General features: G+C 39.0%; 36 protein-coding genes. 31 read left to right on the top strand and 5 right to left on the bottom strand.

Going from position 1 to position 23,571, the window contains the following annotated elements:
- Window positions 1-20 precede the first annotated feature (20 nt).
- From O99_RS02220 to xth, 5 genes are all read right to left on the bottom strand, one after another.
- Window positions 21-767 (bottom strand): amino acid ABC transporter ATP-binding protein, encoded by a 747-nt coding sequence (locus O99_RS02220; protein ID WP_035006097.1) that lies wholly within the window; start codon window positions 765-767, stop codon window positions 21-23.
- 14 nt (window positions 768-781) lie between these two features.
- On the bottom strand, window positions 782-1,489 hold the full coding sequence (locus tag O99_RS02215; protein ID WP_035006096.1) for an amino acid ABC transporter permease: 708 nt from the start codon (window positions 1,487-1,489) through the stop codon (window positions 782-784).
- 2 nt (window positions 1,490-1,491) lie between these two features.
- Window positions 1,492-2,244 carry an amino acid ABC transporter permease gene (locus O99_RS02210; protein WP_035006094.1) on the bottom strand — a complete coding sequence of 251 codons (753 nt, stop codon included), beginning with the start codon at window positions 2,242-2,244 and terminating at the stop codon, window positions 1,492-1,494.
- Between the two features lie 140 nt (window positions 2,245-2,384).
- Window positions 2,385-3,290, bottom strand: a complete 906-nt coding sequence (locus O99_RS02205) for a transporter substrate-binding domain-containing protein (protein ID WP_035006092.1) — start codon at window positions 3,288-3,290, stop codon at window positions 2,385-2,387.
- Window positions 3,291-3,415: 125 nt separating this feature from the next.
- A complete protein-coding gene (gene xth / locus O99_RS02200; RefSeq protein ID WP_035006091.1) occupies window positions 3,416-4,198 on the bottom strand; it encodes an exodeoxyribonuclease III in 783 nt (260 codons plus the stop codon).
- A gap of 453 nt (window positions 4,199-4,651) precedes the next feature.
- Between xth and rpsL the strand changes: the two genes are divergently transcribed.
- The 31 genes from rpsL (at window position 4,652) to rplQ (ending at window position 23,285) form a co-directional block, all read left to right on the top strand.
- Entirely contained in the window at window positions 4,652-5,023 is a 372-nt protein-coding gene (gene rpsL / locus O99_RS02195) for a 30S ribosomal protein S12 (protein WP_035006089.1), read from the top strand.
- A gap of 21 nt (window positions 5,024-5,044) precedes the next feature.
- Window positions 5,045-5,515 carry a 30S ribosomal protein S7 gene (rpsG, locus tag O99_RS02190; RefSeq protein ID WP_035006087.1) on the top strand — a complete coding sequence of 157 codons (471 nt, stop codon included), beginning with the start codon at window positions 5,045-5,047 and terminating at the stop codon, window positions 5,513-5,515.
- 31 nt (window positions 5,516-5,546) lie between these two features.
- Window positions 5,547-7,631 carry an elongation factor G gene (gene fusA, locus O99_RS02185; RefSeq protein ID WP_035006086.1) on the top strand — a complete coding sequence of 695 codons (2,085 nt, stop codon included), beginning with the start codon at window positions 5,547-5,549 and terminating at the stop codon, window positions 7,629-7,631.
- Window positions 7,632-7,706: 75 nt separating this feature from the next.
- Window positions 7,707-8,882 carry an elongation factor Tu gene (tuf, locus tag O99_RS02180; RefSeq protein WP_035006025.1) on the top strand — a complete coding sequence of 392 codons (1,176 nt, stop codon included), beginning with the start codon at window positions 7,707-7,709 and terminating at the stop codon, window positions 8,880-8,882.
- Between the two features lie 67 nt (window positions 8,883-8,949).
- Window positions 8,950-9,258, top strand: coding sequence for a 30S ribosomal protein S10 (rpsJ, locus tag O99_RS02175; RefSeq protein ID WP_007477064.1), 309 nt, complete (start codon window positions 8,950-8,952; stop codon window positions 9,256-9,258).
- Between the two features lie 27 nt (window positions 9,259-9,285).
- A complete protein-coding gene (gene rplC / locus O99_RS02170; protein ID WP_035006084.1) occupies window positions 9,286-10,026 on the top strand; it encodes a 50S ribosomal protein L3 in 741 nt (246 codons plus the stop codon).
- Window positions 10,026-10,646: a 50S ribosomal protein L4 gene (gene rplD / locus O99_RS02165; protein WP_035006083.1), complete on the top strand. Its 621-nt coding sequence runs from the start codon at window positions 10,026-10,028 to the stop codon at window positions 10,644-10,646. Before rplC ends, rplD begins: the two co-directional genes overlap by 1 nt.
- Window positions 10,643-10,936: a 50S ribosomal protein L23 gene (locus O99_RS02160; protein WP_035006081.1), complete on the top strand. Its 294-nt coding sequence runs from the start codon at window positions 10,643-10,645 to the stop codon at window positions 10,934-10,936. Before rplD ends, O99_RS02160 begins: the two co-directional genes overlap by 4 nt.
- A 20-nt stretch (window positions 10,937-10,956) precedes the next feature.
- Window positions 10,957-11,790: a 50S ribosomal protein L2 gene (gene rplB / locus O99_RS02155; protein ID WP_035006080.1), complete on the top strand. Its 834-nt coding sequence runs from the start codon at window positions 10,957-10,959 to the stop codon at window positions 11,788-11,790.
- Window positions 11,791-11,805: 15 nt separating this feature from the next.
- On the top strand, window positions 11,806-12,084 hold the full coding sequence (gene rpsS / locus O99_RS02150) for a 30S ribosomal protein S19 (protein ID WP_035006078.1): 279 nt from the start codon (window positions 11,806-11,808) through the stop codon (window positions 12,082-12,084).
- Window positions 12,085-12,086: 2 nt separating this feature from the next.
- Window positions 12,087-12,476 (top strand): 50S ribosomal protein L22, encoded by a 390-nt coding sequence (gene rplV / locus O99_RS02145; protein ID WP_035006076.1) that lies wholly within the window; start codon window positions 12,087-12,089, stop codon window positions 12,474-12,476.
- Window positions 12,476-13,186, top strand: coding sequence for a 30S ribosomal protein S3 (gene rpsC, locus O99_RS02140; protein WP_035006075.1), 711 nt, complete (start codon window positions 12,476-12,478; stop codon window positions 13,184-13,186). The genes rplV and rpsC overlap by 1 nt, the downstream gene beginning before the upstream one ends.
- Window positions 13,187-13,222: 36 nt before the next feature.
- Window positions 13,223-13,636 carry a 50S ribosomal protein L16 gene (gene rplP, locus O99_RS02135; RefSeq protein WP_035006073.1) on the top strand — a complete coding sequence of 138 codons (414 nt, stop codon included), beginning with the start codon at window positions 13,223-13,225 and terminating at the stop codon, window positions 13,634-13,636.
- A 12-nt stretch (window positions 13,637-13,648) separates the two neighbouring features.
- Window positions 13,649-13,849: a 50S ribosomal protein L29 gene (rpmC, locus tag O99_RS02130; protein WP_035006072.1), complete on the top strand. Its 201-nt coding sequence runs from the start codon at window positions 13,649-13,651 to the stop codon at window positions 13,847-13,849.
- A gap of 11 nt (window positions 13,850-13,860) precedes the next feature.
- On the top strand, window positions 13,861-14,100 hold the full coding sequence (gene rpsQ, locus O99_RS02125; protein ID WP_035006070.1) for a 30S ribosomal protein S17: 240 nt from the start codon (window positions 13,861-13,863) through the stop codon (window positions 14,098-14,100).
- Between the two features lie 147 nt (window positions 14,101-14,247).
- Window positions 14,248-14,616: a 50S ribosomal protein L14 gene (rplN, locus tag O99_RS02120; RefSeq protein WP_013545242.1), complete on the top strand. Its 369-nt coding sequence runs from the start codon at window positions 14,248-14,250 to the stop codon at window positions 14,614-14,616.
- A 12-nt stretch (window positions 14,617-14,628) separates the two neighbouring features.
- On the top strand, window positions 14,629-14,943 hold the full coding sequence (gene rplX, locus O99_RS02115) for a 50S ribosomal protein L24 (RefSeq protein WP_035006067.1): 315 nt from the start codon (window positions 14,629-14,631) through the stop codon (window positions 14,941-14,943).
- Complete coding sequence (rplE, locus tag O99_RS02110) at window positions 14,936-15,493, top strand: 50S ribosomal protein L5 (RefSeq protein ID WP_035006066.1); 558 nt, start codon at window positions 14,936-14,938, stop codon at window positions 15,491-15,493. The genes rplX and rplE overlap by 8 nt, the downstream gene beginning before the upstream one ends.
- A gap of 24 nt (window positions 15,494-15,517) precedes the next feature.
- The gene (gene rpsN, locus O99_RS02105; RefSeq protein WP_035006064.1) at window positions 15,518-15,823 is read left to right on the top strand and encodes a 30S ribosomal protein S14; all 306 of its coding nucleotides are present in this window, start codon (window positions 15,518-15,520) and stop codon (window positions 15,821-15,823) included.
- 14 nt (window positions 15,824-15,837) lie between these two features.
- Window positions 15,838-16,236, top strand: a complete 399-nt coding sequence (rpsH, locus tag O99_RS02100; RefSeq protein ID WP_035006063.1) for a 30S ribosomal protein S8 — start codon at window positions 15,838-15,840, stop codon at window positions 16,234-16,236.
- A 39-nt stretch (window positions 16,237-16,275) separates the two neighbouring features.
- Entirely contained in the window at window positions 16,276-16,809 is a 534-nt protein-coding gene (gene rplF / locus O99_RS02095) for a 50S ribosomal protein L6 (protein WP_035006061.1), read from the top strand.
- A 12-nt stretch (window positions 16,810-16,821) separates the two neighbouring features.
- Entirely contained in the window at window positions 16,822-17,184 is a 363-nt protein-coding gene (gene rplR, locus O99_RS02090) for a 50S ribosomal protein L18 (protein ID WP_035006059.1), read from the top strand.
- Window positions 17,185-17,300: 116 nt separating this feature from the next.
- Window positions 17,301-17,849: a 30S ribosomal protein S5 gene (gene rpsE, locus O99_RS02085; protein WP_035006058.1), complete on the top strand. Its 549-nt coding sequence runs from the start codon at window positions 17,301-17,303 to the stop codon at window positions 17,847-17,849.
- 30 nt (window positions 17,850-17,879) lie between these two features.
- A complete protein-coding gene (gene rpmD / locus O99_RS02080; RefSeq protein ID WP_035006056.1) occupies window positions 17,880-18,086 on the top strand; it encodes a 50S ribosomal protein L30 in 207 nt (68 codons plus the stop codon).
- 20 nt (window positions 18,087-18,106) lie between these two features.
- Entirely contained in the window at window positions 18,107-18,574 is a 468-nt protein-coding gene (gene rplO, locus O99_RS02075) for a 50S ribosomal protein L15 (RefSeq protein ID WP_035006055.1), read from the top strand.
- A 152-nt stretch (window positions 18,575-18,726) separates the two neighbouring features.
- Window positions 18,727-20,073 (top strand): preprotein translocase subunit SecY, encoded by a 1,347-nt coding sequence (gene secY, locus O99_RS02070; RefSeq protein WP_035006053.1) that lies wholly within the window; start codon window positions 18,727-18,729, stop codon window positions 20,071-20,073.
- The gene (locus O99_RS02065) at window positions 20,070-20,648 is read left to right on the top strand and encodes an adenylate kinase (RefSeq protein ID WP_035006051.1); all 579 of its coding nucleotides are present in this window, start codon (window positions 20,070-20,072) and stop codon (window positions 20,646-20,648) included. Before secY ends, O99_RS02065 begins: the two co-directional genes overlap by 4 nt.
- 183 nt (window positions 20,649-20,831) lie before the next feature.
- Window positions 20,832-21,200, top strand: coding sequence for a 30S ribosomal protein S13 (gene rpsM / locus O99_RS02060; RefSeq protein WP_035006050.1), 369 nt, complete (start codon window positions 20,832-20,834; stop codon window positions 21,198-21,200).
- Between the two features lie 134 nt (window positions 21,201-21,334).
- Window positions 21,335-21,724 (top strand): 30S ribosomal protein S11, encoded by a 390-nt coding sequence (rpsK, locus tag O99_RS02055; RefSeq protein ID WP_035006048.1) that lies wholly within the window; start codon window positions 21,335-21,337, stop codon window positions 21,722-21,724.
- A 95-nt stretch (window positions 21,725-21,819) separates the two neighbouring features.
- Entirely contained in the window at window positions 21,820-22,833 is a 1,014-nt protein-coding gene (locus O99_RS02050; RefSeq protein ID WP_035006046.1) for a DNA-directed RNA polymerase subunit alpha, read from the top strand.
- A gap of 23 nt (window positions 22,834-22,856) precedes the next feature.
- Window positions 22,857-23,285 carry a 50S ribosomal protein L17 gene (rplQ, locus tag O99_RS02045; RefSeq protein WP_035006041.1) on the top strand — a complete coding sequence of 143 codons (429 nt, stop codon included), beginning with the start codon at window positions 22,857-22,859 and terminating at the stop codon, window positions 23,283-23,285.
- Window positions 23,286-23,571: the final 286 nt, after the last annotated feature.

Below are 23,571 nucleotides of genomic sequence, written 5' to 3'. Positions count from 1 at the left end.
GCTGAATTACACTGTAATGATTAATAATTAAGGATTTTTGATAAAAACTCTTGAGCCCTTGGTGTTCTAGCTTGTGGGTTGGAGAAAAAGTCTTCAGATGAACAATCTTCGAGGATCATTCCTTGATCCATAAAAATTATACGTTTTGATACTTTTTGTGCGAAGCTCATTTCGTGTGTAACACAAATCATTGTCATACCTTCTTCTGCTAGGCCTATCATGACGTCTAATACTTCACCTACCATTTCTGGATCTAAAGCAGAAGTTGGTTCATCAAAGAGCATAACAAATGGGTCCATAGTTAAAGAGCGCGCAATAGCAACACGTTGCTGTTGTCCTCCAGAAAGCTGACCAGGATATTTATCTTTATGTTCGATGAGTCCAACACGTTCAAGATATAATAAGCCACGCTCAAGCGCTTCTTTTTTACTGCGTTTTAAAACTTTAATTTGTGCAATAGTTAAATTTTCCATGACGGATAAATGTGGAAAAAGCTCAAAGTGTTGAAATACCATTCCTACATGGCTACGCAATTTGGATAAATTAGTTTTTTTTGAATGAACTGGTATGCCATCAATCCAAATTTCCCCTTTTTGAAAAGGCACTAAGGCGTTAATAGTTTTTATGAGGGTTGATTTACCAGATCCTGACGGTCCACAAACTACAACTACTTCTCCTTTATTGATATTGGTTGTACAGTTTTTAAGAATGTTAACTTCGCCATACCAGTTAGAAACATTTTTCATTTCGATCATATGAGTAGACATTATTTTCTCCCCTGTTAGCGAATAATGGATATTTTTTTTTGCAAGAGTAAAACTATTTGCGATAATGTAAAGCAGATCACGAAATAGAAAATTGCTGCTAAAATATAAGCTTCTTGTTTTACACCGAAATTGTTAGAGACAATATCAAATCCATTCAAAAGGCTATTGCCACTGATTGCATAGACAAGTGTTGTATCCTGAAACAGTATAATAATTTGTGTTAGAAAGACTGGTAGCATATTTCTGAATGCTTGTGGAAGAATCACAATACGCATATTTTGCCAGTATGTCATTCCGAGAGCTTGACCTGCATGTTTTTGTCCTTGCGAAATTGAAAGTATGCCAGCACGGATAATTTCAGCAAAATAAGCGGCTTCAAATGCAGTAAAAGTAATTAATGCTGATTTATTCGCACCGATTGATGTACCTGTTATCAAAGGCAGAAGCACAAAAAACCATAAAATAACCATTACAAGTGGTATTGATCGCATGGCAGTAATGTAAATTATAGCAAGTGTAGAAAGCAATTTAATAGAAGAAAGACGCATCATTGCTAATAATACGCCAAAGATAAGACCAAATACCGTCGTAACAATCGTTAGAAAAATGCTAAAAAGCAAACCTGATAAAATATAAGAACAGAATATATCAAAAGTAAAAAACGAAAAATCAAATTCTGAAAAATTAAAAGGAGAATAGGTATTTATAAATTCTATTATCATATTTAGCGCCCCTCTGTTTGAAAACAAGGAATCCTAATTGCTCTCTCAATTATGGTCATAAGGATGAATATGAACAGAGATATGACAATATAAAGGAGTGTAACAAGTAGATAGTTTTCATAAACATGACTTACTTCTTCAATTGTTTGATATTGGAATTGCATTAGTTCATTAATAGAAACAGCGAATGCTATAGATGAATTTTTTACGATACCCATTGCTTCTGAAGTGAGTGGGGGCATGATTGTGCGAATAGCACGTGGCAATATGATGTAACGGTAGCTCTGGTAAGTGTTAAATCCCATTGCCATTGCAGCATAACGTTGTCCAGAAGGAATAGATTCAATACCGGAGCGAACTTGTTCTGCGATACGCGCGGATGTAAAAAAACCTAAAGCGCAGATTATTAATAAAATGGGTGGAAAATTCATTGCAGGTGGATAAATTTTAGGTACGACAAAATACCATAAAAATACTTGAACAAGTAAAGGAATATTACGCATAATTTCTACCCAAAAAGTACCAACAGCACGTAAAAAATTATTAATGATAGAAGTTTTAGGCAGAGTACGTATCATTCCTATAATAACACCCATAAATACAGCTAGTACCAATGAATAGATAGATAATATGGCTGTATTTTTAAAACCATCGAGGAGTGTATCCAAATAGGTATGACTTATGCCAGGAGTTCCGAGACATCCGGCGACCAGTGTATGATTAAGATCATCTGTGCAAAGGAACGAAAAGTCCATTAATTGATTTTCCTCAAGTTAATTAGCTGCTAAGTAGAGAAAATAGATCAGCTATATTGATACAGGCTAAGTGTATTGAAAAATTTAGAATATGACTATACCTAATTTATAAAGAGTATAGTCATTCTCTTATAATGATTTTATAGATTATTTTCTATATAGGCTTCCCGTGGCTTATTATTTGGGTGCTCCCAAGCATATTGGGTTTCTTTAGAGAGAGGAAGATTAATGATAGTATTTGTAGGAGGGATTGGTTCCATGAACCATTTATTATAAAGTTTTTCTAGTGATCCATCATTGATTTGGCGTACGATACTATCGTTAATGGTTTGTTCAAAGTTTTTGTCATTTAGTCGGAGCATACAAGCGATAGGTTCAACAGAAAGTGTAGTGTCAAGAATTATATAATCGGATGGATTTTTTGATTTAGCGATATGCGCAGAGAGAATTGATGTATCCATAACAAATGCGTCAGCTCGACCAGATTCTAGTGATAAGAAGCTATCTCCGTGATCTTTACCGTTCACAACTTCAAAATGAATATTTTTTTGACGTTTATTTTTACGGATAAGCTGCACAGCTGTTGTACCAGTAGTTGTTGCGACTTTTTTACCATTTAAATCATCAATAGATTGAATGCCAGAATTTTTCTTTACAACGATTTTAACTGATTCAACATAGGTTGTGTATGCAAAAGCAGCTTCTTTATTGCGAGCAGAATCATTTGTTGTTGATCCACATTCAAAATCATAAGTACCGTTTTTCAGCAAAGGAATTCGGTTTTGTGATGTAATGGGCTGATAATTAACTTTGATTGGTTGACCAATTTTTTTTGAGATATCATTAATAATACGTTCTGCCATTTCAGTATGGAAGCCTGTATACTTACCGTTACCAAGTGCGTAGGCCAAACCTGATGATTCGCGAACACCTAAAGTGATTTCTCCCGTTCTTTTAATCTTCTCCAGTGTATCGTTTGTAGCGTGAGCAATGTTTGTTAATCCCATAAAAATTGCTGCAATAAATATTACAAATGATTTTCTCATTATTTCCTCCGTTTTTATATAATTTTTTATTATTGTTTGCTGTATTCAGGATATATTTCAATGTATGATGTAGCATATTTATTGTTTTAGGTGGGATTTTTTTTATATATCTTATCATATCTTAATTAATTGCAGTTGAGCTCGATCCAAATGGGAACGTGATCTGATGGTTTTTGATATCCCCTTGCCTCTGTTTGGCTATAGGCACAAATCAGCTGATCTGCAGCTTCTGGTGATAATAATAAATGATCAATGCGTATACCATTATTTTTTTTCCATGCGTTAGCTTGAAAATCCCAAAAACTGAATGATGGAGCATCTGTTACATTTCGGATAGCGTCATAAAAACCCAAATGAGTAATACATTGAAATATTTGTCTTATTTGTGGAAGGAATAAAGCATCGTTACTCCATTCTTGGGGATTTTTTGCATCTAATGGGGTTGGAATAACATTATAATCACCGGCAAGGATTAGAGGTTCTTCATATGCAAGTAATGATTTTGCATGTGTGTACAATCTTTTCATCCATTCTATTTTATACAAGTATTTTTCACTATTGATGGGATTGCCATTTGGAAGATAGAGAGAAGCAACACGAATGCTTCCTGTATTTGTTGAATAAACAGTTTCAATATAACGTGCTTGCATATCATTATTATTACCTGGTAATTGAAGAATAACTTCATCAGGTACTGTTTTAGAAAGAATTGCAACACCATTGAAGCTTTTTTGTCCATGCGTTTCTATATGATAACCTAAATTTTCAATTGTATCGCGTGGGAAATTTTCATCAACACTTTTAATTTCTTGTAAGCAAACTACATCAGGTTGATTCTGTTTTAGCCATTTACATAATGTTTCATGTCTTGCTTTTATACCGGCTATATTCCACGTTGCTATTTTCATACTGTTAGTTTTAAGTATCAGAATTGTAATTAGCAAGTTGTTCTGTTAAATATTACGTAATTACCCCCAATATATTGGGCTATTTTTATTTTATGAGTTTGTTATTTTGTGTATTAGCTTTTTTTGTTTTTTGAATTTTTACTTTTAGAAACTTTTCTGATGTTTAGTACTTGACGAATGTGTATGTTCTCGCTATTAAAAACTATCATGTTCAGTACGAAAGCGCATTGAGATTTAAGATGATCTAGTTCATCTTAAGAGAAGTTTGTAAGATCTAAAAACAAATGCTAATGCAAGAGGTTGTAACCTCCTATGCTAGTAGTCGGGTAAGCTGTTTATGCAGTCATGCCCGATTTTGTATTATGAATATATATTTATTCTGAATATTATCGGAATAGATAATAGAAGCCCAAGTGGGAATGACGAACGCAGATTGTTAAAAAGGAAGGTTGCATGCCTACCGTAAATCAGTTGATTAGAAAGCCACGTGTAGTGCCAGTTAAACGCAATAAGGTTCCTGCTCTTCAGGCAAATCCGCAAAAGCGTGGTGTTTGTACTCGTGTATATACAACGACACCGAAGAAGCCAAATTCTGCTCTTCGTAAAGTTGCTAAAGTTCGTTTGACAAATGGATTTGAAGTGATTGGTTATATTCCTGGAGAAGGGCATAATCTTCAAGAGCACTCTGTTGTGATGATTCGTGGTGGTCGTGTAAAGGATTTACCGGGAGTTCGGTATCACATTGTTCGTGGATTGCTTGATACGCAGGGTGTTAAAAATCGTAAACAGCGTCGTTCTAAATATGGCGCGAAGCGTCCGAAATAAATATTTTGAGAGACAAAGCCAATGTCCCGTCGTCATAGAGCAGAGAAACGTGAAATTAATCCAGATCCTAAATTTGGTGATTTGGTTATTACAAAATTTATGAATGCCATTATGTTTGATGGTAAAAAGTCAGTGGCTGAGCGTATTGTTTATGGCGCTCTTGATTTGGTTGAGAATAAAGTTAAGACAGATCCTGTCGCTCTGTTTCATCAAGCGTTAGAAAATGTAGCTCCACATGTTGAGGTTCGGTCACGTCGTGTTGGGGGTGCGACTTATCAAGTTCCAATTGATGTTCGTCCTGATCGTCGGCAGGCTTTAGCTATTCGTTGGTTAATTGCAGCGGCGCGTGGGCGGAATGAAACAACAATGGTTGGTCGCCTTTCTGGTGAGTTGGTTGATGCTGCTAATAATCGTGGTTCTGCAGTGAAAAAGCGAGAAGATGTTCATCGTATGGCTGAGGCTAATCGTGCATTTTCTCATTATCGCTGGTAGGTGTGTTTAGAAAAGATCTAAGGCAAAAAGAATGGCTCGCGAATATAAAATTGAGGATTATCGTAATTTTGGTATTATGGCGCATATTGACGCCGGTAAAACCACGATGACTGAGCGTATTTTATTCTACACTGGTAAGAATCACAAGATTGGTGAAACGCATGATGGTGCTTCTACAATGGATTGGATGGAGCAAGAGCAAGAGCGTGGTATTACAATTACATCTGCTGCTACGACGACTTTTTGGGAAGGTCGTGATGGTCGAAAACGACGCTTTAATATCATTGATACGCCTGGTCACGTTGATTTTACAATTGAGGTTGAGCGTTCTTTGCGTGTTCTTGATGGTGCGATAGCGTTGTTGGATGCGAATGCAGGTGTGGAGCCTCAGACGGAGACTGTTTGGAGGCAGGCTGAGAAGTACCGTGTGCCCCGTATGGTATTTGTTAATAAAATGGATAAGATTGGGGCTGATTTCTATCGTAGTGTAGAAATGGTTGCTTCTCGATTGGGAGCTAAGGCTCTTGTCTTGCAGTTACCGATTGGTGCTGAAAATGATTTTGAAGGTGTTGTTGATCTTGTTGAGATGAAGGCATTGACATGGGATGGTTCCATTGGAGCTTCGGCCGTAGCAGGTGAGATACCTGCTGAGTTAAAGGAGAAGGCGGAGGAATATCGAGAAAAATTGGTCGAGATGGCTGTTGAAGTCGATGAGGCTGCGACAGAAGCTTATTTGGAAGGGGTTATGCCAACCAATGAACAGCTTGTGGCTCTTATTCGTAAAGGAACAGTGGAGGTTCAGTTTCATCCGGTTCTTTGTGGTACAGCTTTTAAAAATAAAGGTGTTCAACCGCTTTTAGATGCTGTTGTTTCTTATCTTCCTTCTCCTGTTGATGTTCCCGCTATTAGTGGTGTTGATGTTAAGACTGAATCTGAAACAACGCGTGAATCTTCAGATGAAGCTCCGCTTTCTATGCTTGCTTTCAAAATTATGAATGATCCATTTGTTGGGTCTTTGACTTTTTGTCGTATTTATTCTGGCAAAATCCAAAAAGGTATTTCTCTTGAGAATACTGTGAAGGGAAAGAGAGAGCGTTTGGGGCGTATGCTTCAGATGCATTCTAATTCTCGTGAGGATATTGAAGAAGCATTTGCTGGTGATATTGTTGCTCTTGCTGGTCTTAAGGAGACAACAACAGGTGATACTCTTTGTGATCCTTTGAAGCCTGTTATTTTGGAGCGGATGGAATTTCCTGAACCTGTTATTGAGATTGCTATTGAGCCGAAAACAAAGGCAGATCAAGAGAAAATGGGGCTTGCTCTTAGTCGTTTGGCTGCAGAAGATCCTTCATTTCGTGTTAAATCGGATGAAGAATCTGGTCAGACAATTATTGCTGGAATGGGTGAGCTTCATCTTGATATCATTGTTGACCGTATGCGGCGTGAATTTAAGGTTGAAGCTAATGTTGGGCAGCCTCAAGTAGCTTATCGTGAATCAATAACAAAAGTTGCTGAAATTGATTATACCCATAAGAAGCAATCTGGTGGTGCTGGACAATTTGCTCGTGTAAAAATTATTTTTGAGCCTCATGATGGTGATGACTTCGTTTTTGAGTCAAAGATTGTTGGTGGTGCCGTTCCTAAAGAATATATTCCAGGTGTTCAAAAAGGTATTGAAAGTGTTATGGGGTCAGGCCCTCTTGCAGGATTTCCTATGCTTGGTGTAAAAGCTACTTTGATTGATGGGGGCTATCATGATGTTGATTCTTCTGTTTTAGCTTTTGAGATTGCTGCGCGTGCAGCATTTCGGGAAGGGGCGCAAAAGGCTGGTGCTCAGCTCCTTGAGCCAATTATGAAGGTAGAGGTTGTGACGCCAGAAGATTATGTTGGTGATGTGATTGGTGATTTAAATTCTCGTCGAGGTCAAATTTCAGGTACGGAAGCTCGTGGTATTGCGACAGTTGTGAATGCAATGGTTCCTTTGGCGAATATGTTTGGTTATGTGAATACACTTCGGTCGATGAGTCAAGGGCGAGCTCAATATACAATGCAATTTGATCATTATGAGCCTGTTCCTTTAGCTGTAGCACAGGAGATTCAGAAAAAATATGCATAATCAATATACGTAATTTATAATCGTATATTAATTTTAAACTTAGTTCATAATTTGAACAGAAAATGGAGAGCTCAAATGGCAAAGAGCAAATTTGAACGTACGAAGCCGCATGTTAATATAGGTACGATTGGTCATGTTGATCATGGGAAGACTTCATTGACAGCAGCGATTACGAAGTATTTTGGTGAATTTAAAGCGTATGACCAAATTGATGCGGCGCCTGAGGAGCGGGCACGTGGTATAACGATATCTACTGCGCACGTTGAGTATGAAACGGAGAGCCGTCACTATGCTCACGTTGATTGTCCTGGTCATGCGGATTATGTTAAGAACATGATTACAGGAGCGGCCCAAATGGATGGTGCGATATTAGTTGTTTCTGCAGCAGATGGACCTATGCCTCAAACGCGTGAGCATATTTTGTTGGCCCGCCAGGTTGGAGTTCCAGCGATTGTTGTTTTTCTCAATAAAGTTGATCAGGTTGATGATAGCGAGCTTTTAGAGCTTGTAGAGCTTGAAGTTCGTGAGCTTTTATCGAAATATGATTTTCCGGGAGATGATATTCCTATAGTTAAGGGTTCGGCTTTGGCTGCGCTTGAGGATTCAAATAAGAGTATAGGTGAAGATTCTGTTCGTCTTTTGATGAGTGAAGTTGATAAATATATACCGACCCCTGAGCGTCCAGTTGATCAGCCGTTTTTGATGCCTATCGAGGATGTTTTTTCTATTTCTGGTCGTGGTACGGTTGTTACAGGTCGTGTTGAGCGTGGCATTATTAAAGTTGGTGAAGAGATAGAGATTATTGGAATTCGTCCTACATCTAAGACGACGGTTACCGGGGTTGAAATGTTTCGGAAACTTTTAGATCAAGGTCAGGCTGGTGATAATATAGGCGCTTTGCTTCGTGGAGTTGATCGTGAGGGGATTGAACGTGGTCAAGTATTGGCGAAACCTGGTTCTGTTACACCTCATACTAAATTTAAAGCTGAGGCTTATATTTTAACGAAAGATGAGGGGGGACGTCACACACCGTTTTTCACAAATTATCGTCCTCAATTTTATTTTCGTACGACCGATGTTACAGGTATAGTTACGCTTCCTGAAGGAACGGAAATGGTTATGCCGGGTGATAATGTTGCAATGGATGTTTCTTTGATTGTTCCAATCGCAATGGAAGAGAAGCTTCGTTTTGCGATCCGAGAAGGTGGTCGCACCGTTGGGGCCGGTATCGTATCTAAAATTATTGAATAGGTGAGATAATCATTGAGAAATGTCTTTGATTGTTGAGGACATTTCATATGTTAAGGAAATAAAGAGCATGAATGGCCAGAATATCCGTATTCGTTTAAAGGCATTTGATCATCGGATTCTTGATGCATCGACGCGTGAAATTGTGTCAACCGCTAAGCGTACTGGTGCTAATGTCCGTGGTCCTATTCCGCTTCCAACACGGATTGAGAAGTTTACGGTTAATCGTGGCCCACACATTGACAAGAAGAGTCGTGAACAATTTGAAATGCGTACGCATAAACGTCTTCTTGATATTGTTGATCCAACACCACAAACGGTAGATGCGCTGATGAAGCTTGATCTTTCTGCTGGTGTAGATGTTGAAATCAAGCTCTGAGGTTTGAAGACAGAAGGAACTGCCCCAATGCGTTCAGGTGTAATAGCACAGAAGTTAGGTATGACCCGTATTTATAATGATGCTGGTGAGCATGTGCCAGTAACTGTGCTTCGTCTAGATAAATGTCAGGTTATTGCTCAACGTACAGTTAAAAAAAATGGTTATACTGCTGTTCAATTAGGTGTAGGATTTGCTAAAATTAAAAATACATCTAAAGCTCTTCGTGGGCATTTTGCTAAAGCTGTAGTTGAGCCAAAGGCTAAAATAGCAGAATTTCGCGTTAGTCCTGATAATTTACTTGATGTTGGTACTGAAATTACAGTGGAACATTTCGTGCCAGGTCAAAGGGTTGATGTAACAGGTGTAAGTATTGGTAAAGGGTTTGCCGGTGTTATGAAGCGGCATAATTTTGGTGGGCATCGTGCCTCCCATGGTAATTCTATTACACATCGTGCTCATGGTTCAACAGGTCAATGTCAAGATCCTGGAAAAGTATTTAAAGGCAAAAAAATGGCTGGTCATATGGGGCAAGCACGTGTAACAACTCAAAATATTGAAGTTGTTTCTACGGATGTTGATCGTGGTTTGATTTTAGTGCGTGGTTCTGTTTCTGGTTCTAAAGGGTCTTGGATTTTAGTGCGAGATGCTATAAAAAAGCGTCTTCCTGATAATGCACCAAAACCTGCTGGTATTCGCCGACTTGTTAAAGAGGAAAAGGGATCAACTCCCTTAATGGCGGAAATTTCTGAATCTAAGGGAGCCGAATGATGGACCTTGTTATAAAAACTCTTGATGGTAAAGAAGCCGGTAAATTGAAAGTTTCTGAAAATATTTTTGGTCTTACTCCTCGTGAGGATATTTTGCAACGTGTTGTTCGTTGGCAGCTTGCACGTCGTCAAAAAGGTACGCATCAGTCACAAGGGCGGTCTGATGTATCGCGAACAGGGGCGAAAATGTTTAAACAAAAAGGAACTGGACGTGCCCGTCATTCTTCTGCTCGGGCACCGCAATTCCGAGGTGGTGGTAAAGCACATGGTCCGGTGATGCGGAGTCATGCGCATAACCTTCCTAAAAAGGTTCGTGCTCTTGGGTTGCGTTTAGCTTTATCGGTCAAATTAAAAACAGATAATTTGATTATCGTTGATGAGCTTAGTATTCGAGACGCAAAGACAAAAATGCTGAATATGAATTTTTCTAAACTTGGTTTCAATAATGCTTTGTTAATTGGTGGAAAAGAAGTTGATGTGAATTTTTTTCGTGCAGCATCTAATATTCCTAATATTGATGTTTTACCAGTTCAGGGGATTAATGTTTATGATATTTTGCGTCGCAGCAAGCTTGTTTTGTCAAAAGAGGCTGTTGAGACACTTGAGGAGCGTTTCAAATGACGGATCTTCGTTATTATGATATAATTTTAAGTCCAGTTGTTACTGAGAAGTCGACTATGCTTTCTGAGTATAATCAAGTTGTTTTTAAGGTTGCTCAGAAAGCAACAAAATCTGAAATTAAAGCTGCTATTGAAGCACTTTTTAGTGTAAAGGTTAAGGCAGTGAATACAATAGTTCGTAAGGGCAAAATGAGGCGTTTCAAAGGTATTGTTGGTCGGCAAAGTGATGTTAAAAAAGCAATTGTAACGCTTGTCAAAGATCAATCAATTGACTTTTTAGCAGGCTTATAGAAGGTTCAGAGGTTAGAAGAATGGCACTTAAGCATTTTAATTCGACTACGCCCGGACAGCGTCAGCTCGTTATTGTGGATCGTTCTGATCTTTATAAAGGTAAACCTGTAAAGAGATTAACAGAGGGCTTGCCGTCAAAAGGTGGTCGCAATAATCGTGGCAGAATTACTGCTCGTTTTCAAGGTGGTGGTCATAAGCGTAGTTATAGGCTTATTGATTTTAAGCGTATCAAGCGTGATATGTTTGCAAAAGTTGAGCGTTTGGAATACGATCCAAATCGTACGGCTTTTATTGCGTTGATTCATTATGAAGATGGGCACTTGAGTTATATTCTTGCACCGCAGCGTCTTGATGTTGGTGACTCTGTTATTGCTGGTTCAAATGTTGATGTTAAGTTAGGCAATGCGATGCCTCTTAGTAATATGCCTATTGGTACTATTGTTCATAACGTTGAAATGAAGCCTGGAAAAGGTGGTCAGATTGCGCGTTCAGCAGGGACTTATGTGCAATTGGTTGGGCGAGATGAAGGGATGGCTATTCTTCGTCTTAATTCTGGTGAACAACGTTTGGTTTCAGGTAATTGTTTTGCAACGGTTGGTGCTGTTTCAAATCCTGATCATGGGAATATTAGTGATGGTAAAGCTGGTCGGTCACGCTGGCGTGGTAAGCGTCCACATGTTCGTGGAGTTGCTATGAATCCAGTTGATCATCCGCATGGTGGTGGTGAAGGTCGCACATCAGGTGGTCGTCATCCAGTGTCTCCTTGGGGAAAGCCTACGAAAGGTAGGCGTACACGTTCCAATAGAGCCACTGACAAGTTTATTATGCGTTCTCGTCACCAGCGTAAGAAATAGGAAAGGTAGTCTAAAGTGGTTCGTTCAGTTTGGAAAGGTCCGTTTGTTGACGGCTATCTTCTTAAGAAAGCAGAGAAAGTTCGCGCTAGTGGACGTAATGAGGTAATTAAAATGTGGAGTCGCCGTTCTACTATTTTACCACAATTTGTTGGTTTGACTTTTGGTGTTTACAACGGCAATAAACATATTCCTGTTTCTGTTTCTGAAGAAATGGTCGGGCACAAATTTGGTGAATTTGCTCCCACCCGGACCTATTATGGGCATGGTGCAGATAAAAAAGCGAAGAGGAAGTAGGAATGGGCAAAGCTAAGGTTCCACGCCAACTTAAAGATATTGAAGCAAAAGCTGTCGCCCGAACAGTTCGTGTAAGTCCGCAGAAGCTTAATTTGGTTGCTGAAATGATACGTGGTAAAAAAGTTAATATGGCATTGGCTGATTTGGCATTTTCGCGTAAGCGTATTGCTGGTACTGTTCGAAGTGCTCTTGAATCGGCAATTGCTAATGCGGAAAATAATCATAATCTTGATATTGATTCCTTGATCGTTGCAGAAGCATATGTTGGTAAATCTATTGTAATGAAGCGTTTTCATGTTCGAGGGCGTGGTCGAGCTAGTCGAGTGAAGCGTCCATTTTCTCATCTCACTATTATTGTTCGTGAAGTTGTAGAAAAAGGGGAGGTTGCATAATGGGACAGAAGATCAATCCAATAGGACTTCGTCTTGGAGTTAATCGGACCTGGGATTCACGGTGGTATGCTGATAGTGGTGAATATGGGCGTCTTCTTCATGAAGATGTAAAAATTCGCTTGTATGTAATTGAGGAATTAAAGCAAGCTGCCATTTCTAAGGTTGTTATTGAGCGTCCTCATAAAAAGTGTCGTATAACTATTCATTCAGCACGCCCTGGTTTAATCATTGGTAAAAGAGGTGCTGATATTGAGAAATTGCGTCGCAAGCTTTCAGAAATGACTGATGCTGAAACTTCACTGAATATTGTTGAAATTCGTAAACCAGAAATTGATTCCACAATTATTGCTCAGTCTATTGCTCAGCAACTTGAGCGTCGTGTTGCTTTTCGACGTGCAATGAAGCGTGCTGTTCAGTCTGCTATGCGTCTTGGAGCTGAAGGGATTCGTATTAATTGCTCTGGTCGTCTTGGAGGGGCTGAGATTGCTCGTATGGAATGGTATCGCGAAGGTCGTGTTCCACTTCATACATTGCGAGCTGATGTTGATTATGGTACAGCAGAAGCTAAAACTGCCTATGGTATTTGTGGTGTTAAAGTTTGGGTTTTTAAGGGTGAAATTCTTGAACATGATCCAATGGCTTCGGAGCGTCGTGCTGTAGAGGGTGATCATTCGAGTTCTTTATTGAATCGTCGCCGCGAAAATGTTTAATTTTGTGGTTGAGTTAGAAATTTGGAGTAGAGAGCAATGTTGCAGCCAAAGCGCACAAAGTTCCGTAAACAATTTAAGGGGCGTATTCATGGTTCTTCAAAGGGAGGAACAAGCTTGAATTTCGGTGCTTATGGTTTGAAAGCTATTGAGCCAGAGCGTGTTACTGCCCGTCAAATTGAGGCAGCGCGTCGTGCAATTACACGTTATATGAAGCGTTCTGGTCGTGTATGGATTCGTATTTTTCCGGATGTTCCTGTTACGTCTAAGCCAACTGAAGTTCGTATGGGTAAAGGTAAGGGGAGTGTGGATTATTGGGCGGTGCGTGTTGCACCTGGGCGTGTTATGTTTGAGCTTGATGGGGTTCCTGAGGATGTGGCGCGTGAAGCACTTAGGTTAGGTGCAGCAAAGCTTCCTGTTAAGACTCGTTTCGTACAGCGTATTTCTGAATAAAGAGGTTAGGCAATGAAAGCTGCAGAATTACGAGCGCAAACGCTCGAGCAAATGAAAAATGAATTGGCTAAATTAAAAAAAGAACAGTTTAATTTGCGTTTTCAGAAAGCAACAGGTCAGTTAGAGAAGACTACACGGGTTAAACAAGTTCGTCGTAATATTGCACGTATTAAAACATTTCTTCGTCAGAAAATGAACGAAAACAAGGCTTAAGGAAGTAAGATATGCCTAAACGCATTTTGCAAGGTGTTGTCGTTAGTGACAAGAGTGATAAAACTGTTGTTGTTAAGGTGGAGCGTCGCTATTCTCATCCGTTGCTTCAAAAGACGGTTCGGCAATCTAAAAAATATAAAGCACATGATGAGAATAATCAGTTCAAAATTGGAGATCGGATTTTTATTCAGGAATCTAAGCCAATCTCGAAAGATAAGCGTTGGATTGTCGTTAAAGATAGTGTAGCGTAGTTAACTAGGTGGGTTGTTTTAAAATTTAATTTTGGTTTATATTCATTGGTGGGTTTTGAAATAAAAACTTTATCGTTATTTGGCGGGTGAGTTCAGGTATATCAAATATTTATCCGGATATGGGTGTTTAAGAAAAGGTGGCCATTCATGATTCAGATGCAAACAAACCTCGATGTTGCAGATAATTCTGGTGCACGTCGTGTCATGTGCATCAAAGTGTTAGGCGGTTCAAAGCGGAAGTATGCTTTGGTCGGCGACATTATTGTTGTTTCGGTTAAGGACGCTATTCCTCGTGGACGTGTAAAAAAAGGAGATGTGATGAAAGCTGTAGTGGTTCGTACTGCCAAAGATATTCGTCGCGTGGATGGTAGTGTAATTCGTTTTGATAGGAATGCTGCTGTTTTAGTTGATAATAAGAAAGAACCAATTGGTACACGTATTTTTGGGCCGGTTCCCCGTGAGCTTCGTGGTAAAAACCATATGAAGATCATTTCTCTTGCTCCTGAAGTATTATAAGGGGTGGATATTATGCAAAAGATTCGAAAAGGTGATAAAGTGGTTGTCTTGTCCGGTAAGGATAAGGGATGTAAAGGTGAAGTCATCAAGGTGAATCCAAAGGAGAATAATGCTCTTGTGCTTGGGCTTAATATGGTTAAACGTCATCAACGTCAAACGCAAAAGCAAGAAGCTGGAATTATTTCTAAGGAGGCTCCTATTCATTTATCTAATTTAGCACTCTCTGATCCTAGAGATGGTAAGCCTACTCGTGTAGGTTTTCGTTTGAATGCGGATGGTGATAAGGTTCGCTTTGCCAAGCGTTCAGGAGAATTAATTAATGGCTGAGGAAAAACAAAAGCCGCGTATGAAGGCGCATTATTTTGAAGTGGTTCGTAAAATACTTCAAGAAAAGTTTAATTATAAAAATGAAATGCAAATACCCCGTCTTGATAAGATTGTGATTAATATGGGGATCGGTGAGGCGACGGCTGATTCAAAAAAGCCCTCTATTGCAGCTGGAGATTTGGCATTGATAACGGGTCAAAAAGCTATTGTTACCCGTGCACGTAATTCTATTGCGACCTTTAAAGTACGTGAAGGGATGCCTCTTGGAGCTAAGGTAACACTACGTAAAGATCGTATGTTTGAGTTTTTGGATCGTCTTATTACAATTGCGCTTCCACGGGTTCGTGATTTTCGTGGTTTGAATCCAAAAAGTTTTGACAGTCGTGGCAATTTTGCTATGGGTATTAAAGAGCATATTGTGTTTCCAGAAATTGACTACGATAAAGTTGATCAGATTTGGGGTATGGATATTATTGTTTGTACGACAGCGAAAACGGATGATGAAGCGCGTGAGTTATTACGTGCTTTTAATTTTCCGTTTCGTTCGTAACGGCAAATATAGCGAGGTGAAGTTATGGCTAAAGTGAGTGCCGTTGAAAAAAATAAACGTCGTGAAAGGATGGTGAAGCGTTATGCTGCACGTCGTGCGCGTTTAAAAGCAATAGTGATGAATCAGGAAGTTTTGCTTGAAGAGCGCTTTAAAGCTTCTATTCAGTTGGCACAGTTGCCTCGTAATTCTGCAAAAGTTCGTATTCGTAACCGTTGTGAAATTTCGGGTCGTCCGCGTGCTTATTATCGTAAATTAAAGATGTCACGGATTGCATTGCGTGATCTTGGGTCTTTGGGGTATATTCCTGGAATTGTTAAGTCTAGCTGGTAGGGAGAGGTTATTAGATGTCTATGTCAGATCCTCTTGGTGATATGTTAACCCGTATTCGGAATGCGCTTGGTCGTAAAAAAGGAAAGGTCATTACTCCTGCATCTAAACTTCGTGCAGGGGTTCTTGATGCTCTGAAATTGGAAGGTTATATTCGTGGATATAATCAGGTTGATTTAGGTAATGGAAAGTCTTCAATTGAAATTGAGCTAAAATATTTTGAAGGTTCAGCCGTTATTCGTGAAATTTCGCGTGTTTCAAAGCCAGGTCGTCGTGTTTATGTTTCTGCTAAAGCTATTCCTCCAGTGGCGAATGGTCTTGGTATTTCAATTTTATCAACTCCTAACGGAGTGATGGCGGATCATGAGGCGCGTAAACAAAATGTTGGTGGAGAGCTTCTCTGTCGTGTTTTCTGATTAATTTAAAGAAAATGGAAGAAAAACAGGTTAAGAATAATGTCTCGTATTGGAAAAAAACCCATTCCAGTTCCTTCTGGAGTTACCGCTATCATTGACGGCCAGTTGGTTAAGGTAAAAGGTCCGAAAGGTGAGCTGAGTTATGTCGTTAATGATGAGGTTTTAGTTAAGCTTGAGGAAAATGTTGTATTAGTAGAGCCACGTGATCAATCAAAGGGTGCTCGTTCTAAGTGGGGTATGTCACGCTCAATGATTGGGAATATTTTTTGTGGTGTAAAAGATGGTTTTGAAAAGAAACTGGAAATTAATGGTGTTGGTTATCGTGCTGCGTTGCAGGGTAAAGATATTCAGTTATCATTAGGTTTTTCTCATGATGTCATTTATAAAGTACCAGCTGACGTTACTATAACAGTTCCTAAGCCGACAGAAATTGTTGTTTTCGGAATTGATAAACAGAAGGTTGGACAAGTAGCGGCAGAAATTCGCAAATATCGTGCGCCTGAACCTTATAAGGGTAAAGGTGTGAAGTATGCAGATGAGCATATTGTTCGTAAAGAAGGTAAAAAGAAATAAGGATTTCATGACATGGTTTCTTCTAAGCGGATTGTTCAACGTAGAGCCCAACGTGTTCGTCGTCAAATTAAAGCGGTTGATAATGGTCGTCTACGGCTTAGTGTTTATCGCTCAAATCAGAATATTTATGCTCAAATTATTGATGATACACGTGGACATACTCTTGTTTCTGCGTGTACTCTTGAAAAGAATTTAAAGAACTCTTTAAAAAGTGGTTCTGATAAAGAAGCTGCTTTTGTTGTTGGTAAGTTAATTGCTGAGCGTGCGAAAAAAGCTGGTGTTAATGAAGTTGTTTTTGATCGTGGGCCATATGTTTATCATGGTAGAATAAAAGCTTTGGCTGAAGCTGCTCGTGAGGGTGGTTTAAATTTTTAAAGTGTATAGCTTAGAAAGTTTAGTAAGGAGATCTTTAGGATATTTCATACAAGTTCCTTTGATTTCGTGCTGGGACTTTGTTAGCGTGCTTCCGGAAAAGAAAAAAGGAATGAGGAATGGCACAAAAAGAGCGTAGTGATCGGGATGAACGTGATAGTGAGTTTGTTGATAAGCTTGTTCATATTAATCGTGTTTCTAAAGTTGTGAAGGGTGGTCGGCGTTTTGGTTTTGCTGCTCTTGTTGTTGTTGGAGATCAAAAGGGGCGTGTTGGTTTTGGTCATGGTAAAGCGCGTGAAGTGCCTGAGGCAGTTCGTAAGGCTACAGAGTCTGCAAAACGTGAAATGATTCATGTACCGCTGCGGTCTGGACGTACATTACATCATGATGTTGAAGGTCGTCATGGTGCTGGTTATGTTTTGTTACGCGCAGCTTCTGCTGGTACTGGTATTATCGCTGGCGGGCCAATGCGTGCTATTTTTGAGACACTTGGTATGCAGGATGTTATTGCGAAATCATTAGGGTCATCAAATCCCTATAATATGGTACGTGCTACCTTTGATGCGTTAAAGCGCCAAGTGCATCCTAAAAGTATTGCGGCCCAGCGAGGTATTAAGTATTCAGTATTGCAGTCGCGTCGTCAAAATATGATTGATTCGGAAGAATAATGTCTAGGCTTGTCGAAAAGGGAATTAAAAATGATTCAAAAAAAATCTCAGATTAGCAAGATTGTGACGGTAGAACAAATTAGAAGTGCGATTCGAAAACCGCGAGTTCAATGTGCAACATTAAAGGGACTTGGATTAAATAAAATGCATCGTCGTCGTGTTTTGGAAGATACACCTTGTGTGCGGGGTATGATTGCTAAGGTTAAGCATCTTGTTCGCGTTATAGAAAAAAATTAAAGGTTGCAGGAGTATATAAAATGAAGCTCAATGAATTACGTGATCGTGAGGGCGCAACAAAGAGCCGTAAGCGTATTGGGCGTGGTATTGGTTCTGGAACCGGTAAAACTGGTGGTTGTGGTGTTAAAGGTCAGAAGTCACGTTCTGGTGTGTCGCTTAATGGTTTTGAAGGAGGGCAAATGCCTATTTATCGCCGTTTACCAAAGCGCGGATTTAAGAATTTATTTTCTAAAGCTTACAATGAAGTTTCATTAGGCCGTATTCAGTTAGCAGTTGATGCGGGTAAATTGGATATTGAGAAATCAGTTGATGTTGTTACATTAAAAGAAGCTGGTATTATTAGTCGGGTAAAAGATGGTGTGCGCCTTCTTTCTGATGGAGAGCTAAAAGTTAAGATGACATTTAATGTTTCTGGGGCTTCTGAAATGGCTCGTAAAAAGATTGAAAAGGCTGGTGGTCAGGTTAATTTTTGCAAAGTTACTCAATAATTACGGACTAAATAATGCAGGGAAATATGAACTCTCTTTTACTTCATTATTTATAAAGAATATTGAGCCTTTCGTTTTTTATATGGTGGTATGAATTCTAAAGGTTATGTTTATTTAAGTTAAAGATTTAGCCTATAAACTGGAGAAAATTTATGGCATCGGCTGCAGAGCAATTGGTTTCCAATATGAATTTTGGCGCTTTTTCGCGTGCAACTGAATTAAAAAAACGTATTTGGTTTACTTTGGCTGCGCTTCTTGTGTATCGTTTTGGTACTTATATTTCTCTACCGGGTATTAATATTGATGTTTTACGACAAACATTTGAACATCATGCATCTGGTGTATTAGGGCTGTTTAATATGTTTGCTGGGGGTGCTGTTGGGCGTATGGCAATTTTTGCTTTAGGTATAATGCCTTATATATCAGCATCAATTATTGTACAGTTATTAACATCGATTGTTCCTTCATTAGAAGCTCTCAAAAAAGAGGGGGAATTCGGTCGTAAGATCATCAATCAATATACTCGTTATATGACTGTTATATTGGCAATTTTACAAGCTTTTGGTATTGCAGTTGCGCTTGAAACTGGCATAGGAACAGGTCTCCAAATAGTTATAGAACCAGGTATAATATTTCGTATTTCAGCAGTTATTTCATTAGTTGGTGGCACAATATTTTTGATGTGGCTTGGTGAGCAGATTACATCACGTGGCATTGGTAATGGAATTTCTCTCATTATTTTTACAGGTATTGTAGCAAATTTTCCTTCTACGTTTGCTCAACTTTTAACTGCTCATAGTCAAGCTGATTTATCAACTTTTTTATTAATAGGAATTGTTGTTGTTGCTGTTCTTATTATTGGAGTTATTGTTTTTGTAGAGCGGGCACAAAGGAGGATTATTATTCAGTATCCAAAGCGTCAAGTTGGAAATCAGATGTTTCAAGGTGATATGTCTCATTTTCCTTTGAAGTTAAATACTGCTGGTGTTATTCCGCCAATTTTTGCTTCATCTTTATTATTATTACCTGCAACTATTAATAATTTTTCTGATAAAATGCCGCAATGGGTTCAAAATATTTCTTTTTTCCTTAGTCATGGACAACCACTTTATATGATTGTTTACGCTGCTTTGATGGCATTTTTTTGCTTTTTCTATACAGCTATTGTATTCAGTCCAAGTGATACAGCTGAACAATTAAAAAGGCATTCTGGTTTTATCCCAGGGATTCGCCCTGGTGAGCGTACGGCTGAGTATATTGATTACGTTTTAACGCGTATTACTGTTATTGGAGCTATTTATATTATTCTGATTTGTTTACTTCCTGAGTTTATGATATCAACATTGCATATTCCTTTTTATCTTGGTGGTACATCTTTACTCATTGTTGTTACTGTTACACTTGATACAGTTGCTCAAATTCAGGGGAGTCTTGTTGCGCACCAATATAAGGGATTGATTGAAAAATCAAAACTTCGTGGAGGTAGAAGAAGACGATGAAGGTGATTCTTTTAGGTCCTCCTGGTGCTGGCAAAGGTACGCAAGCTAAAATGCTTACAGAGGAATATAATATTCCTCAGTTGTCCACCGGTGATATGCTGCGTGCAGTTATTATGAAAGAAACAGAAGTTGGTAAAGAAGCTAAAGCAATAATGGAATCTGGTTCTTTGGTTTCTGATGATATTGTTAATCGAATTGTATCAGATCGTATTAGTGAAAGTGATTGCGTGGGTGGTTTTATATTGGATGGGTATCCGCGGACCTTGGCACAAGCAGAGGCATTGCAGCAAATTTTAAAATCAAAAAATGTACAACTTGATGCGGTTATTGAGCTTGTTGTTGATGAAGATGCGTTGATTGAGCGTATAAAAAAGCGTGTACAGGAAACGGTTGTTTCTGGTGGGCAGGTTCGTTCAGATGATAATCCTGGTGCTTTTGCAAAACGACTAGTTGAGTATCGTGAGAAAACAGCTCCTGTATCAAAGTTTTATTCAGATATTGGATTACTAAAAACGGTTGATGGAATGGCTGATATTTCTGATGTATCGCGCGCAATTAAAGAGCTTTTTAAATGAAGGACTTTATCAGAAATAAATTGAAAAGAGTTGACTTTTATAATGAAATCTATCAGAAATCGCTTTGATTCATTTCAGTAGGAATAACAGGATTCGGAATATGTTTGAACCGAAGCCATTTTTTTCTATAAAATGCTTCAAGTATTTTATGGTAAACTGTTAACATACTCAAGGAGAATAGGCGTGGCCCGTATTGCTGGCGTCAATATCCCGACAAATAAGCGTGTAGTTATTGCGCTTCAATATATTTATGGGATTGGACAAAAATTTGCTCAGGAAATTATCGAGAAAGTTGGTATTTCTCCAGAGCGTCGTGTACATGAGCTTTCGGATGCAGAAGTTTTACAGATTCGTGAGACAATAGACCAAAGCTATCAGGTTGAAGGGGACCTCCGTCGGGAGGTTGCGATGAGTGTAAAGCGTTTGATGGATCTTGGCTGTTATCGTGGTTTACGCCATCGTCGCTCTTTGCCCGTTCGTGGGCAGCGTACGCATACAAATGCGCGTACACGTAAAGGTCCTGCTAAAGCAATTGCTGGTAAGAAGAAGTAAAAATCTTTAATTGCTTTAATTGATTATGAAGGTTTTATTTTAGATATTTTGTTTTTGTTGAATATTTAAAACAAGAGCGAATAAGGTGGAGCTGCTGGTATTACGGCAGTAAAGAGATCGTTGAAAGGAAGGCTATGGCCAAGGAAGCCACACGTATTCGTCGTCGCGAGCGTAAGAATATTTCATCAGGTGTTGTACATATCAATTCAACATTTAATAATACAATGATTACTATTACTGATTCTCAGGGACATACAATTGCATGGTCATCTGCTGGAGCTCAAGGATTTAAGGGATCACGTAAGTCTACGCCTTTTGCTGCACAGGTTGCTGCAGAGGATTGTGCCAAAAAAGCACAAGAACATGGTATGCGTTCGTTGGAAGTTGAAGTTTGTGGGCCCGGAGCAGGTCGTGAATCCGCTTTACGTGCATTGCAATCTGTTGGTTTTTTAATTACTTCCATTCGTGATGTGACACCAATTCCTCATAATGGATGTCGTCCGCGAAAAAGGCGGCGTGTTTAATTTGGGTATTGTTTTTCATTGTCGGAGGTTTCTCCGATGTTCACGCTGGCCGTTGCGATTGAATGGTAACGGAACTAAAGAACAGGAATAAAAATATGATCCAGAAAAACTGGCAGGAATTAATTAAACCCAGTAAAGTTGAGTTTCACGCGCATAATGATCCGAATATTGTAAGTGTGGTTGCAGAACCTCTTGAGCGTGGTTTCGGTTTGACATTAGGAAATGCATTGCGTCGTGTGTTGTTATCATCACTTCGTGGTGCTGCAGTTACTGCTGTACAAATTGATAGTATTTTACATGAATTCTCCTCAATTCCGGGTGTTCGTGAAGATGTTACAGATATTATTTTAAATATCAAAGAGATTGCTATACGTATGGAAGAGGAGGGGCCTAAGCGGGTTATTCTCTGTAAAGAGGGACCCGGAGTGGTTAAAGCTGGAGATATACAAACAGTTGGAGATATGGCAATTCTTAATCCGGAGCATGTGATTTGCACATTGGATGAGGACGCAGAAGTTCGCATGGAACTTATTGTCAATACAGGAAAGGGTTATGTTCCATCGGAGAGAAATTGTATTGATGATGCACCAATAGGACTTATTCCTGTTGATAGCCTTTATTCGCCAGTTCGTAAAGTATCCTATAAAGTAGAGAATACACGTGAAGGACAGATTCTAGATTATGATAAATTGACATTAACAATCGAAACGAATGGCGCTGTTAATGGTGAAGATGCGATTGCTTTTGCAGCTCGTATTCTTCAAGATCAATTGTTGGTATTTGTTAACTTTGAAGAACCACAAAAAGAATTGGTGGAAGAGCCGGATTCTGAACTTTCCTTTAATCCAGCCTTGCTCAAAAAGGTGGATGAATTAGAACTTTCAGTGCGTTCAGCAAATTGTCTTAAAAATGATAATATTGTTTATATTGGTGATCTTATACAAAAAACAGAAGCTGAAATGCTTCGGACACCAAATTTTGGACGGAAATCATTGAATGAAATTAAGGAAGTTCTCGCATGTATGGGACTCCATCTTGGGATGGAAATTCCTGCGTGGCCTCCTGATAACATTGATGATCTTGCGAAACGTTATGAAGATCAGTATTAAATTAACATTGAAGGAGAAGGCTTATGCGCCACAGTAAATCAGGTCGTAGGCTGAACCGGACTGCTAGTCATCGTAAAGCAATGTTTGCAAATATGGCGGCTTCGCTTATTGAGCATGAGCAGATTATGACGACGCTTCCAAAGGCTAAAGAAATTCGTCCTGTCGTTGAAAAATTAGTTACGCTTGGTAAGCGTGGAGATTTGCATGCACGTCGGCAAGCGATTTCAGCTCTTCGTGATGCGAAGCATGTTGCGAAATTGTTTGATACGTTAGCGGTACGTTATGCATCACGTAAAGGTGGTTATTTGCGTATTATGAAAGCAGGTTTTCGTACCGGTGATAATGCTCCTATGGCTGTTATTGAGTTTGTTGATCGCGATGTTGACGCAAAAGGTGCTGTTGATCGTGCACGTATGGAAACAACAGCTGTTAAAGAAGAAGCTGCTTCATAAAAGGAGCAATTTTTCTTATTAGCTTTTTAAAAACCGTCTTTTAAAGGCGGTTTTTTTATTAAATTTTAAGGGCGTTTTTTCATTAAAATTGTAGAGCTAATTTTTTCTATTATGTAAAAAGGAGAGAGGTGACTTTATTCGTTGAGTTGTTTAATTTCTATATTGTTTGTTGTTTGGATAAATTTTTTGTGCCTAAATCATTGATTATTTAGTGATGATCACCGATTTTCAAGGTAAGTAAGGAGGTCTTCTTATCTTATTAAGAAGTAAGCTTTTGTTTTTGAAG

Source organism: Bartonella rochalimae ATCC BAA-1498, from assembly GCF_000706645.1.
Classification (GTDB): domain Bacteria; phylum Pseudomonadota; class Alphaproteobacteria; order Rhizobiales; family Rhizobiaceae; genus Bartonella; species Bartonella rochalimae.
The sequence above is the reverse complement of the archived record's forward strand: the minus strand, read 5'-3'. Positions and strand labels throughout refer to the sequence as shown.